Origin of the sequence: Xenorhabdus thuongxuanensis, from assembly GCF_001908095.1 — a bacterium.
Lineage (GTDB): Bacteria > Pseudomonadota > Gammaproteobacteria > Enterobacterales > Enterobacteriaceae > Xenorhabdus > Xenorhabdus thuongxuanensis.
The window spans coordinates 110444-123763 of sequence record NZ_MKGR01000008.1; the positions used below are offsets into that span (position 1 = coordinate 110444).

Here is a 13320-nt window from a genome sequence, read left to right on the forward strand (position 1 = left end):
TGTCTGCGTAAGAGAGGGCATCTCCAGAGAATTGAGAGTGGCGTCAAGCAGGACAGCAAGACGGGAGCGAAGCGCCATAACCTCCGTGTTACTCAGATAATCAGGAGAAAAATAGAACTCAATGGAAATCGGGGAATGGGTATCTTCAGGACAAGCGGTATTTGTGTACTGCTTCATTCTGATACAGAGAGGATAGGGAATGCCAGAATGTAGCTCTAACTGTTTGACGTTGACGTTTTCACCTTCCATATGCAAATTGGCTTTAAATGGTTCGAGAGATAAAGTCACGTCAAATAATCGTGCATTTCCGCCTTGTCGTTGCGAGTGTATTTGTCGGTTGAGTTCTGCAATGGGGAAACGTTGATGCTCATGGCAAAGACTCATTTCGGTTGCGGCTTTGCGCATGACATCACGAAACGTATCTTCCGGTGAAATAGTTATACCAATGGGGATCACGGATGCGAACATGCCCATCGTGGATTTTTGTCGCGTATTTTTGCGGTTGTGCACGGGAACACCAATGACAATTTCATTGACATCTGCTGTTCGTGCGAAATAGCAGGCCAGGATGGCATACATGAAATGCAGGAAGGGCAATCCCTGTCCGCCAGCCACTTTTTCGATACGTTTAAAAAGAGTCTGGTCGATTGACCAAGTGACAGATTGAGGAGCCGCAGGTTTGGTTTGTTTATGGTTCGTCGTGTTATTGCAATGGACAGGCTGGAGCAAAGGCGGTGGCAGGTTTTCATAGCGTTTTAACCAAAATTGCCTGTCGTCTGAGTAGCGTTCAGAAGCAAGATAATTGAGGTTATCCGTAATAAAATCCAGATAAGAATAAGCGGAGTTGTTTAGTTTTTCTCTTTTTATCAGTTGGTTATAGTTACCGATAACCTCGTTGATAAGTATAAATATACCTGTGCCATCCATGATCAAATGATGACAGCAAAATTGCCAGTACCGACAGGTATTACTTACTCGCAATAATTTGGTGCGCCACAGTGCCTCATTCAGGTGAAATGAGCGTGTGAATTCGGTATCCATGTACTGTTTTACTTTGGTTTCAGCATCTGGATGGGATGAAAAATCCTGTATATCTACGATGACAGGAAGAGAATGAACAACCTTTTGGCTGGGTAAAGCGTGAATGTTGAGAAATTGCAAACGCAGAGTGTCATGACAATCAACAACAGATTCAAAGGCGCGGACAAATAATGCTTCATTCAACTCTCCTTCAATGCGAATAAAAGTGCTGAGGTTGTAGTTAGAAGAATGGGGATGAATAGCCTGATCAAACCAGATAGCTTGCTGGGGAGAACTAAGCGGATAGGTTGGTGAAGAGAGAGAATTGTTATTACAAATTACTGAGGAAGTATATGAAGAGTCGCTATGTGACATTTTTGTTTCTCCTTTGTAATCATTGGCTTTAAATTTGTTGCATCCATCTGAAAATAAATTAAATACCGCCTATAACTGTTTTTTCGTAAAAATGAATTGGATACAGGTTATTTGGCGGTTTTTTGCGTTAAATGCGCGTTTGATAGTAACATTATGAAATTAAGTTAACTGAAATAAATACCGTATGTCGATATTTTTTGTTGTAAAAATGTTAATTCTTGGTGCGGTTGCTATGGTGGATAGTTGAAAAGGAATATCAGGACAAGGTGATTGTAGTACGGTTTATCAGGACGTTATCCCACCAGATTGGCGGGTTGATCAGAAAAATAACGGTTACAGCACCAGTTCATGAATAATTATCGCCAAATGGTCAAACATTTCTCCAAATAACCGCTCAGTGAATGGCACCAATGTTGGAAATAACAGGGAAAGCGTGAAAATCCCTACAGTCAGAGTCAACGGAAAACCAACCACAAATACAGAGAGTTGTGGTGTCATCCGGTTTAACATTCCTAGGGAGAAGTTCAGAACCAAAAGTAGGGTAATCATTGGCATTGCCAGCATCATGCCATTGATAAAAATTAGACTGGCACTTTGGGATAGCAACAGAAAACCTTTTGGATTCAATTGGGCTGATTGAATGGGAATGGAATAAAACGTATCTGCCAGAATTGATAATAGCCATAAATGTCCATCAAGAGCCAGGAACAGCAACATCATCATCATATTTAAAATGCGGGCTAAGATAGGCATATTCGGGCCACCAGTAGGATCAAAAAATGTGGCGAATGAAAGTCCCATTTGTAAGCCGAGCACTTCACCTGCGTGACGCACTACGGCAAAGGCGATCTGCATGGTCAGTCCCAAGGCCATACCAATCAATACTTGTTGTATCAAAACCCAAATTCCGGCAACAGAAAAAATCGGAATTTGTGGGGAGGGGAGGGTTGGAACGAGTACCGCTGTGATCGCTAACGCCAGGCCAATTTTAACTTTTATCGGTATCTGTTTTTCACTGAAAACGGGTGCTGTGCTGAACAATGCCAACAGACGCACCAATGGCCAGAAAAAATCGCTGACAAGGCGGGAAAGTGTTTCGCTATCAAACGGGATCATAATTAACCGATTATAACCGGAATACTGCTAAACAGAGTACGCATGTAATCCAGCAGTAAATTTAACATCCATGGTCCGGCAGTGACGATAGTCACGAAGACGGCCAGGATTTTCGGAATAAACGATAAGGTCATCTCGTTTACCTGAGTTGCCGCCTGTAATAAGCTGATGATCAAGCCACTGATTAAGGCAGATAAAAGAGGAGGTGCAGCCAGTGCTAACGCCACTTTCATTGCCTCAACACCGAGGGCCATTACCGATTCTGGAGTCATAATTTTCTCAAACCGCTTTTTGATCTTTATTCCAATAAGATTTAGGTCTTACGCTAAACATAAAAACTCTGTGCCAGTGAACCAAGCAAGAGTTGCCAACCATCTACCAAAACAAACAGCATAAGTTTGAACGGCAGTGAGATAGTGGCTGGTGGAACCATCATCATCCCTAACGCCATCAAGACACTGGCAACAACTAGATCGATGATCAGGAACGGAATGAAAAGAGTAAAGCCAATCTGGAACGCGGTTTTCAATTCACTGGTAATAAACGCAGGGACGAGCACGCGCATTGGAACAGCATCCGCCGTTTCAAATGCACCCTGATCGGCAAGACGGGCAAACAGTGCCAGATCATTTTCCCGTGTCTGACGTAACATGAATTGGCGTAAAGGCTTGGCTCCCTGATCTAGTGCGACTTCCAGTGTGATTTTATCCTCACTGTAGGGCAGGTAAGCGTTTTGATAAACTTTATCGAATACCGGCGCCATGATGAAAAAAGTCATAAATAACGCCAAACCTAACATAACCTGATTAGGCGGAGCAGAAGGTGTTCCCAACGCATTGCGCAGCAAACCAAGTACAATAATGATACGGGTAAAACTGGTCATCATTAGCAGGGCTGCGGGAATGAACCCCAATGCTGTGATGAAAATCAGGGTTTGGACTGGCAATGACCAACTTTGTCCGCCATTGGCTAAGGGTTGGCTGATGATTCCAGGAAACTCGGCTGCCGCGTTCATGGGGAACAGTGGTAGCAGGAGCGCCATAAACAGAGTCGTCAAACGCATTAGAGAAAGCCGCGAGACAAATTCTTTGCCTGTCATAAAAAAAACGCTATTTTTCATCATCATCCTTGTCATTTTTGCTTTTTCGCTGGAGTGTATTTTTTAGCATCTGACCAAATGGCAGCGACTTTAGCGCGGTTTCCTTGTTTATGTTGTCAGGGGGAGCAGGCATTTGATGCAGCATATTAATCTGTTGGGATGTGACTCCTAAAACCAGCCAGTTATCCTCGACTTCTACCACAACAACCCGTTCTTTTGGCCCAAGGGAGCAACTTGCCTTAACGTTTAGCAAACGATGATTTTTGCTTTTAGCAGGGGAAAAACCCAAACGGCGAACTAGCCATGTTATGAAGAAAATCAGCAATAAAACACCGCCCAGAGCACTGCTGACTTGCATCAGCGTTTGACTGGCTGGCAGGGGATCACTATTGCTTGTCTGTTTGATCGTATTCACATGGGCATGGCTAGCTGCCGTGTTAACAGGTGCAGCATCAAGTGCTGCATTCTGTTGAAATGATGTATGAACGAAAGGCTGGTTCGCCATCATAGTTAACGACTCAAGCGACGCATGCGCTCAGAAGGGGTGATGATATCTGTGATACGGATACCGTATTTATCGGATACGACAACCACTTCTCCTTGCGCTATCAAATAACCATTAATCAGAATATCCAAGGGTTCTCCCGCCAGACCATCAAGCGGAACAACTGATCCTTGTGACAGTCTCAAAAGTTGTTTGATGGTCATTTTAGTACGACCCAGCTCGACAGAAAGCTTGACAGGAATATCCATGATCAAATCAATATCGGAAAGTTGGGCTAACGCATCCTGCGCTTCCAGATTTTCGAATATTGACGCGCCGCTGTCAGAGGTTTGCTGTGCGGCCTGTTGTTCCAGCGCTTCTGCCCACATATCTTCAGTCGAGCTGGTATCTGTGGGTTGTTTAGCATCACTCATTGGGCTTTTCCTCATCCAGAGCAGTTAAAACAGGGTTAATAAGGTGTTCAACACGCAGGGCATATTGCCCGTTTAGTGTTCCATATTGACTGGTGAGCACAGGCACACCATCAACGTGAACGATTAGACGTTCAGGTCTTTCAATCGGCAAAACATCGCCTTTTTTCAATTCAAGTATCTTTGACAGCCGCAGAGGGATATCAACAAAGTTAGCCACCAGTTCTAATTCTGAATGTTGAACTTGCTTCACTAAACTTTCACGCCACTGGCTCTCTTCCTGACGTATATTTTCCACGGGGGGATTGGTCAGGCGCTCGCGTAGAGGCTCGATCATGGCGAATGGAATACAAATATTGAATTCCCCGGTCAATGCACCGATTTCTACCTGGAACGGTGTAGTCACCACGATGTCATTCGGTGAAGTTGTGATATTGGTGAATTTCACCTGCGTTTCGGAACGCACGTATTCCACTTCAAGTTTAAAGATGGAATCCCATGCGTCACGATAGGCATCCAGTGCCAATTTCAGCATCCGATTGATAATCCGTTGTTCGGTATAGGTAAATTCACGGCCTTCCACTTTGGTTGGAAAACGGCCATCCCCCCCAAACAAGTTATCAACGGCGATATAAACTAAGCTAGGTTCGAAAGCGAATAGTGCAGTTCCCCTCAATGGTTTCAAGTGAACCAGATTGAGGTTGGTTGGTACGGCCAGATTGCGGGCAAATTCGTGGTAAGGCTGAACCTTGATAGCGCCGACCGTAATATCCGGGCTACGGCGTAGCATGTTAAATAGCCCCATCCTGAATTGGCGGGCAAAACGTTCGTTGATGATTTCCAGTGACTGCAAACGTTCGCGTACAACACGGCGTTGAGTGTTGGGATCGTAAGGACGAACCTCATTTTCTCGGGACGCAGTTTGTTCTACGTCATCAACAGAGGCACTGTCACCATTGAGCAGAGCGTCGATCTCTGCTTGTGAAAGAATATTGTCACTCATTGTGATTATCGCAGAATAAACGTGGTGAATAATACATCGGTGACTTCTTGATCGGGTTCACCGGGTATTAGTGTCGGGTGTAGTATCTGTTTGATATCTGTCACCAAATGCTTCTTGCCATCATCTTTTGCCAGATCGGTAGCTTCCTGACGAGATAATAACAATAACATGCGGCTACGAACTTCTGGCAGATATTCATGGAAGCGCTGACGGATTTTCTCGTCAGCCAGACGCAATGTGATGCCAACGTGCAAGACACGATCGAAATGATCTTCGTTGTCGATCAAATTGACAGTAAAAGGCTCCAGAGTCATAAATACGGGGGCATCAATAACTTTGGTTTTTTTGCTACTGTTATTAGCTGGCTGGCTCATTACCCACCAGCTATACCCACCGAAGGCAACACCAAGGACAGCAATCAGTACTAACAGTATCATCCAAATTGGATTTGTGCGTTTATTCTCGTGGCTATAATCAGACATGGACAGACAAATTCCTGTTTTCTATTGCGAATAATCTCCGCGCATTCCGTGGCGAAGCCCTTATCCATCAAAATCGAAATCAATTATCCCGCGTCTTTGTTCCAGCAATGGCTGGAACAAACGGGGAAAAAACTATTAACTCATACGTTTGTTATCGACCGTTTTCGTTTTATTCCAATGCTTCACGAAATTAGGCTCATGTTTAGGTGGATAATTAGGCAAAAGTATCAATACCTCCTCGGATAGGGGTAATTTGTTGAGGTGTTACCCTAATGGCTGATGCATGAGCAGGCGTGATCCCTGTTGCAGCCGCTAAATCAGGCTCTTGAGTTTCTGCATGGGAATTAGCATTACTATTCGAGTTATTGGCATGGTTATCAGCAAAATACGCGTGTTGTCCATTACCTTGGGTATCACTGTTGACGCTGCTTTGCGCTAATTGAATGCCATTTTCAGCCAGCGCGTGGCGTAATCCTGGCAATGCAGCTTCCAGAGCCGCACGAACATTTTGATGGGCGGAAACAAAATGCAATTGTGCCTGATTGTCTTCAACGCTCATGCGGATGTGTAGAGCTCCCAGTTCTTGAGGATGTAAGCGAAGCTCTGCCTGTTGCAGACCATTACGGTTAAAGAACAGAACATGTTGATTGAGCTGTTGCTGCCACTCTTCGCTGCCAAGATGAGCATTCAATAAAGGTGTAGTGAAAGGTGTAGTGAAAGGTGTAGTGGTACTGTTAAGCTGAAATTGTCCCGTTGTGTGTTGTCCGGCTGAAAGCAGAGGAGGGGGTGCTAATACCGTCGGTGAGTCGATAGAAGCTGTTTCTACTGCCGAGGATGTCAATGCAGGAGCTGCTTGTATTGCCATCTGGGGCAGATTTGGATCTTTACTATTGCCTGAAACTGTCTCTATGGGAAGAGTATTGCCAGACTCAGTTTTATTATTGGTGGCAGGGTTATTGGTAGCTAATTTAAGTTGTCCGGCAAGCGGCGTTAATTCAGATTGAAGACTGGAGAAACCTTCAGCCTTATTGTTCAGAGGGATTTCCTGTTTAGCAGAAAGTTGAATGTTTTTATCTTGCTCACCCACTTTAGGAGATTGTTCAGTAAGATTGATGTCAGTTAATTTGTTATTCTTGGCACTGTTATCCAATAGGGTGATAGCAGTGCTGTTTTCGCTATCCAGCCATTCATTTTTCAACAATAGATTTTCTAACGATGAATTTTTCATCAACTCAGGTGAATTTTCAGGAAGAACAGCGGAATTTATATGGGGGGTAAGCAGCCCAGCAAGCTGGATTGGCATTGCTGCACTTAATGCTTCGACAGATAAGAGATCTTCATTGTTCAATACAGCAAATTTTGGTGATGAATTTTGCAGTAATGCATTTTTTGACGATGTATTATCTATCAACTCAGGCGAGTTTTCAGGCAGAACAGCGGAATTTGTATGAGGATTAAGTAATCCAACTTGCTGGATCGGTATCTCTGCACTTAATACTTTATTTGGTAAGAGATCCTCATTGTTCAATACAGCAAATTCAATACTGTTTTCTTGCGGGGTTGTTGCTATCTGTGGTTCATTCTTGACCACATTCTTGACCACATTGTTATCTGACATTATTGCCAACTGCGACCAACCGCTTTCTGCTGTTTCATCAGAAGTGGATTTTTCCTCTTTCAGGCTATTTTTATCTGCCTGAATAGTGTGCTTCCGCATAGAGACTGTTTCTGCGTCGAGGAGTTGCCCAAATTGAGAAGAATGGTTACCGATTCTAGCCTTATTCAAAGTCGGTTGACTTTTATCTGTACCTTTGTCTGTGAATTTTAAATCAGTAGGCAAAAGAGTGAGACTCATTGTTTCATTCTCCGTTGTGCACCGCGCTGTGCGTACTCGTCCATTTGTTTTTGCTCCACGCGATTTTGGTGTAACTTCAAATTATGCTCTGCCCGTTGGTGCAGTGTGTCAAAGGCGTTCAGGCGTTGCTGTTTTTCTTGCCATTGGGACATGGCTTGCTCAAGACGTTTTTTCCATTGGTTGAGCTGTGCTCTGTGCTGTTCTATTGCCATTTCTAGCGTTTTCATAAACTGCTGGTAATTTTGCCAAGTCGAGCAGGACATACCACTGCTGAGCGTGTCATTCAGACGGGTGCGATATTCATCCTGATAATTCATTAATGCCGTGAGTTGTTGCTCCATTTGTTGGTGACTTTGTCGAATCTGTGCAAGTTGGGATGCTGCTTTTTCTGCCGCATCCCGGGCAAGTTCACGCAGGGTCATGAGAGGGGAGTGTTGTTGCATGCATTTCCTCGAATTAATCACCAAACAGACATCAGCGTTACTAATGACATCAATAGTAAAGTTATATCGGCACCGTATTGATAAATGTTATATCCCTTAATAAAAGTATTTTTTGGTAAGGGATTTTTCGGCTAAGTTCCTATAGGCAAAATATTATGTTGGTAATAATTGTTGAAGTTGAATGCAGGCCGCATCGTATTCGCTACACTGGTCAATACCTTGTTGCAGGAATTGAGCCATATGAGGATAAAGCTCAATCGCCCTGTCAAGTAGGGGATCACTGCCTGCTGCATATGCACCAACGTTGATCAAATCTCGGTTGCGTTGGTAACTGGAAAGCAACTGTTTGAAATGTTGCACTCGCCGATAATGGGTATTATCGATCAACGCAGTCATAGCACGACTGATAGAAGCCTCGATATCAATAGCCGGATAATGACCAGATTCTGCAAGCGAACGTGATAGCACGATATGACCATCCAGAATGGCTCGCGCAGCATCGGCAATCGGATCTTGCTGGTCATCACCCTCTGTCAGCACGGTGTAAAATGCAGTAATGGAACCACCATCACTGACACCATTACCGGCTCTTTCCACCAATGCTGGTAATTTAGCAAATACAGAAGGAGGGTAACCTTTGGTTGCTGGCGGTTCACCGATAGCCAGTGCAATTTCGCGCTGCGCCATGCTATAACGGGTCAGAGAATCCATGATTAACAAGACATGCTTACCTCTGTCTCGAAAATCTTCGGCAATGCGCGTTGCATAAGAGGCGCCTTGCATTCTCAGCAAAGGTGAAACGTCGGCGGGAGCGGCAACGACGACAGAGCGTGATAATCCCTCCGTACCCAAAATGTTTTCGATAAAGTCCTTGACTTCACGACCACGTTCACCAATCAATCCCACAACGATCACATCCGCTTGGGTATAACGAGCCATCATGCCAAGCAGCACACTTTTTCCGACACCGGAGCCGGCAAATAAACCCATACGTTGCCCACGTCCCACTGTCAGCAGGGCATTGATGGCACGAACACCAACGTCCAATACATGGCTGATGGGCGTTCTTTGCAGGGGGTTAAATGGTGTTGTTGTCAAAGGGGCACGATAGCTTGTATCAGGGGCAGGTAAACCATCAAGAGGGCGACCTGCACCATCCAGAACTCTACCAAGTAATTCGGGTCCCAGAGGCAAGCGGCGTCCGGCTCCTGTATCTTCACCATAAGAACGGGCATAGACCCGGGCGCCTGGCACAATACCTTCCAATTCTTCTAGTGGCATCAGCAACAGTTTTTCGCCATTGAAACCGACGACTTCACTTTCAACTTCTTCAACCGTGTTGCCATTCTGGCGTTCTATCAGGCAGGTAGCACCGAGAGGCATATGTAAGCCAGTGGCTTCCAGTATCAGGCCTGTGGCGCGGGTCAAACGTCCATAGCGACGTACTTTTGGTGTTTTTTCCAGGCGCTTTTCTAATGAATCCAAAGTTGTCAGCCAGCGGCCAAGTCTTGCCGTCATCACAGTTCCCCCGGTGCTGCCAGACGGCACATTTCATGCCAGCGGGTTGCTAAACTGGCATCCATATCTCCTTCATCGGTGCTGATTTTACAGCCACCTGGATGCAGTTTGTTATCTGCAACCAGGCGCCAGCCGTGCAGCGCTAAAACTTCTCCCAGTTGTTGCTCAATCTGAGGAATATTCTGTGGATGGACACGCAATTGGGGTTTGCCGCTGAACATAGGTTCTTGCTGGATAAATTCGCGGATTTGATTCAGCAGGGCAGTACCATCACAAACTACAGGCTGCCCCAAAATATGATGGGTAGCAGTTAATGCAAGTTGCATCAGGCGGGAAGCAATAACGGTATCCAATCCATCCAATGAATGGCTAAAATCCGTTAGCAAGGCTTTCCACTGATCAATAATAATTTGCTGCTGTTGTGTAGTTTCTTGCAAACCTTGTTCCAGCCCTGCTTGTCGGCCTTCCTGAACCCCTTGTTCATAGCCTTGAATCTGGCCTTCTGCAAAGCCCTGAACATGACCAGATTGACGAGCCTGCTCTTTTAGCTCGTCCAGTATTCTTGCTTGTTCCAGTAGCCGATCCTGTTCGCTTGGCGCCTGCTCCTCGTCTATTGGTTCCAGTTTTGCCTGCAAAGTTTCCCACTGAGTCAGTTCGCCTGGCTGCCACGGCCGCCAGTTTCCATTATTCGACTTATCAGACATAGGTATCGTCACCACCATTTAGGATCATTTCGCCACTTTCTGCCAGACGACGAACAACAAGCAGAATGGTTTTCTGTTCGGCTTCCACTTGAGACATCCGTACAGGGCCTCGGTTTGCCAAATCATCGCGCATGATTTCAGCAGCACGCTGCGACATATTGTTGAGGAAGTGGTCGCGCAATGCCTGATCGCAACCTTTCAATGCCACAAGCAAGGAGTCGGTGGAAATCTCCTGCAACAAACGCTGGATACTGCGATCGTCCACGTTGATAAGATTTTCGAACAGGAACATTTCATCAATGATTTTCTGCGCCAGTTCGTTATCGTAGGAACGAACTGCTTCAATGACACCTTCTTCTTGCTGACTTTTCATCAAATTGATGATTTCTGCCGCAGTACGAATACCCCCCATCTTGCTGCGCTTCAGGTTCTGACCATCCAGCAAGTTATTCAGTACTTCTGTTAATTCTGCCAATGCGGATGGTTGTACACCACCAAAGGTGGCTATACGCAGCATGACATCGTTACGCAGGCGATCATCAAACAAGGCAAGAATATCGGCAGCCTGACCACGGTTCAGGTGAACCAAAATGGTGGCAATGATCTGCGGATGTTCACCACGGATCATATCAGCTGCCATTTGTGGCTCCATAAAGTTGAGGGTTTCAATGCCCGTCGTGGTATCACGGGACTCAAAAATATCCTCAAGCAGGCTAGAAGCCCGTTCTTCACCTAATGCTTTGATCAGTACATTGCGCAGATAGTCGTTAGCGTTGATGCTGAGGGCAGCATATTGCTCCGCATCTTCTTCAAACTCTGCCAGTACTTCAACTAGTTGTTGATTGGAGACTTGTTTCATCCCTGCCATCGCAATACTCAGTTGTTGTACTTCTCGGGAATTCAGGTGTTTAAACACCTCGGCCGCCTGATCTTCTCCCAGGCTCATTAACATGACGGCACTTCTTTCTGTTCCGGTCAGGCTCATTGTTCGTTACTCATCCATTGACGGATCACCAGCGCGACGACGCGAGGATCTTTTTCTGCAAGTTCACGGAGACGCTGGCTTTGGAGCTCAACATTGACACGTTGGCGAGCTAGGTTACGACGCATTTTTTCGTCTAATTCAGTATTGGTTTCTATTTTTTTCTGTTTCAGTTGGTTCTTTTGTGCTTCCAGGGCAACTTTTTCTGCCGCACGTTTTTTGGCGATTTGTGGCACGATCATCTTACGCCACAGTAACCACACAACCAGTACCAACAACAACCAACGGCTTGCTTCCAACAATTTCTCTAATAAGACAGGATTCTGCCAGACTGGCAAAGGTTCTATCACTTCGGCTATATCATTGAATGGTGTGTTAACCACATTTAGGCTATCACCACGCTCAGTAGAGAAACCCATTGCTTCACGGGTTAATGCTTCGATTTGTGATAGCTGTTCTGGTGTCAGGGCTTGTGTTTCAGGGCCATTTTTTCCCTGAGCGGTGGTATAATTGACCACAACAGCAACTGAAAGACGTTCCACCATACCAGCCTGCAATTGTGTATGACGAATAGTGCGATCCACTTCATAGTTAATGGTTTCGTCATAACGGTTATTGTGGTTGTCACTTAATATGCGCTCGTAGCTATTGTTTCTGTTAGCGTTATTGCGCTGTTGAGCAGATTTTTCATTACCTTTTTCGTCACCGTTGTCTTTGGTATTTTTGTTTGGCTTTTCAATTGGTGCACTTGGCGCGGCACTTGGTTGATTTGATAATGCACCTGGCACTCCACCTACCAATGGTCCACCACTTTGTTCGCTGGTACTGTTCTGTTTGGAACGGACAGCAGCCTGGTTCGGGGGTTGGTTAGGTTTATATTCTTCTGCTGTTTCTTCGCGACGGGAGAAATCAATTTGTGCGGTTACCTGTGCATGCACGTTACCACGGCCAACTACAGGCGCCAGGATGGTTTCAATCCGATGTTGGAAACGATTTTCTACTTCCTGTGTATATTTCAACTGAGTGGTATTTAAATCACGGCCAGTGGCATCGCTTTGTGTTAACAGGCGTCCAGATTGATCAACAATCGTGACATTGCTGGCGGGCAAGCCGGCAACACTGCTTGAAATCATATGCACAATAGCATTGATTTGTCCTTCATCCAGCACTCGGCCTTGCAGTAATCCTACTGTTACTGAGGCTGATGGTGATTTTTGTTCACGAACGAACAGAGAAGGTTTAGGCAGAGCCAAGTGGACACGGGCACTTTGGACTGGGCCCAGTGATTCCACGGTGCGTGCCAATTCACCTTCCAGAGCGCGCTGATAATTTACCTGTTCACTGAACTGGCTGATACCGAATTTTTCTTTATCCAATAGTTCGAAACCCGCAGCTCCCCCTTTGGGCAACCCTTGCTGTGCCAGTTTCAGGCGAATCTCATGTACTTTATCGGCAGGGATCATGAGTGCTGCGCCATTTTCGGCAAAACGGTAAGGGATATTCATTTGGGTTAATTGCGTAACGATCTCGCCACCATCCTTATCGCTCAAATTGCTGTAAAGCACCCGGTAGTCGGGGCTGCGCAACCAGAGAAATAGGGCGATGACGATAGCAATGGCAGCGGAGCCAGCAACTAATAACGGAACTTTTGGATCAGCTTTTATCCTGCTGATGATAGCGTTGAATCCTTTATTTTGGTTTTCAACGTCGGTTGTTGCTGCACTCATAGACGATCCTTGCCTTGCTGGTCAATATGAATACTAAAAGCGTGGCGTAACAAAACAGACTCCCCATACGCAAGCGAAAAG

Annotated in this window: 13 protein-coding genes and 1 pseudogene; all 14 read right to left on the bottom strand. The window is 45.5% G+C overall.

Features of this window, described 5'->3' with window-relative positions; all coding sequences use genetic code 11:
- Nucleotides 1-27 precede the first annotated feature (27 nt).
- Nucleotides 28-1395 (bottom strand): annotated as a pseudogene (locus tag Xentx_RS20285) (condensation domain-containing protein); the annotation flags it as partial.
- A 333-nt stretch (nucleotides 1396-1728) separates the two neighbouring features.
- Entirely contained in the window at nucleotides 1729-2511 is a 783-nt protein-coding gene (gene fliR / locus Xentx_RS07630) for a flagellar biosynthetic protein FliR (protein ID WP_074019652.1), read from the bottom strand.
- A 2-nt stretch (nucleotides 2512-2513) separates the two neighbouring features.
- Nucleotides 2514-2783 (bottom strand): flagellar biosynthesis protein FliQ, encoded by a 270-nt coding sequence (fliQ, locus tag Xentx_RS07635; protein ID WP_074019653.1) that lies wholly within the window; start codon nucleotides 2781-2783, stop codon nucleotides 2514-2516.
- A gap of 53 nt (nucleotides 2784-2836) precedes the next feature.
- Nucleotides 2837-3574 carry a flagellar type III secretion system pore protein FliP gene (fliP, locus tag Xentx_RS07640; protein WP_139292455.1) on the bottom strand — a complete coding sequence of 246 codons (738 nt, stop codon included), beginning with the start codon at nucleotides 3572-3574 and terminating at the stop codon, nucleotides 2837-2839.
- Between the two features lie 46 nt (nucleotides 3575-3620).
- Complete coding sequence (gene fliO, locus Xentx_RS07645; RefSeq protein WP_074019654.1) at nucleotides 3621-4118, bottom strand: flagellar biosynthetic protein FliO; 498 nt, start codon at nucleotides 4116-4118, stop codon at nucleotides 3621-3623.
- A gap of 2 nt (nucleotides 4119-4120) precedes the next feature.
- Nucleotides 4121-4528, bottom strand: coding sequence for a flagellar motor switch protein FliN (gene fliN / locus Xentx_RS07650; RefSeq protein ID WP_074019655.1), 408 nt, complete (start codon nucleotides 4526-4528; stop codon nucleotides 4121-4123).
- Nucleotides 4521-5528, bottom strand: coding sequence for a flagellar motor switch protein FliM (fliM, locus tag Xentx_RS07655; RefSeq protein WP_074019656.1), 1008 nt, complete (start codon nucleotides 5526-5528; stop codon nucleotides 4521-4523). The genes fliN and fliM overlap by 8 nt, the downstream gene beginning before the upstream one ends.
- A 5-nt stretch (nucleotides 5529-5533) precedes the next feature.
- Complete coding sequence (gene fliL, locus Xentx_RS07660) at nucleotides 5534-6010, bottom strand: flagellar basal body-associated protein FliL (RefSeq protein WP_074019657.1); 477 nt, start codon at nucleotides 6008-6010, stop codon at nucleotides 5534-5536.
- A gap of 214 nt (nucleotides 6011-6224) precedes the next feature.
- Nucleotides 6225-7865, bottom strand: a complete 1641-nt coding sequence (locus Xentx_RS07665; RefSeq protein ID WP_074019658.1) for a flagellar hook-length control protein FliK — start codon at nucleotides 7863-7865, stop codon at nucleotides 6225-6227.
- Nucleotides 7862-8308 carry a flagellar export protein FliJ gene (gene fliJ / locus Xentx_RS07670; RefSeq protein ID WP_074019659.1) on the bottom strand — a complete coding sequence of 149 codons (447 nt, stop codon included), beginning with the start codon at nucleotides 8306-8308 and terminating at the stop codon, nucleotides 7862-7864. The genes Xentx_RS07665 and fliJ overlap by 4 nt, the downstream gene beginning before the upstream one ends.
- 153 nt (nucleotides 8309-8461) lie before the next feature.
- Nucleotides 8462-9826 (bottom strand): flagellar protein export ATPase FliI, encoded by a 1365-nt coding sequence (fliI, locus tag Xentx_RS07675; protein WP_074019660.1) that lies wholly within the window; start codon nucleotides 9824-9826, stop codon nucleotides 8462-8464.
- The gene (gene fliH / locus Xentx_RS07680) at nucleotides 9826-10530 is read right to left on the bottom strand and encodes a flagellar assembly protein FliH (protein ID WP_074019661.1); all 705 of its coding nucleotides are present in this window, start codon (nucleotides 10528-10530) and stop codon (nucleotides 9826-9828) included. Before fliH ends, fliI begins: the two co-directional genes overlap by 1 nt.
- Nucleotides 10523-11515: a flagellar motor switch protein FliG gene (gene fliG, locus Xentx_RS07685; protein WP_074019662.1), complete on the bottom strand. Its 993-nt coding sequence runs from the start codon at nucleotides 11513-11515 to the stop codon at nucleotides 10523-10525. Before fliG ends, fliH begins: the two co-directional genes overlap by 8 nt.
- On the bottom strand, nucleotides 11512-13239 hold the full coding sequence (fliF, locus tag Xentx_RS07690) for a flagellar basal-body MS-ring/collar protein FliF (protein ID WP_074019663.1): 1728 nt from the start codon (nucleotides 13237-13239) through the stop codon (nucleotides 11512-11514). Before fliF ends, fliG begins: the two co-directional genes overlap by 4 nt.
- Nucleotides 13240-13320 lie beyond the last annotated feature (81 nt).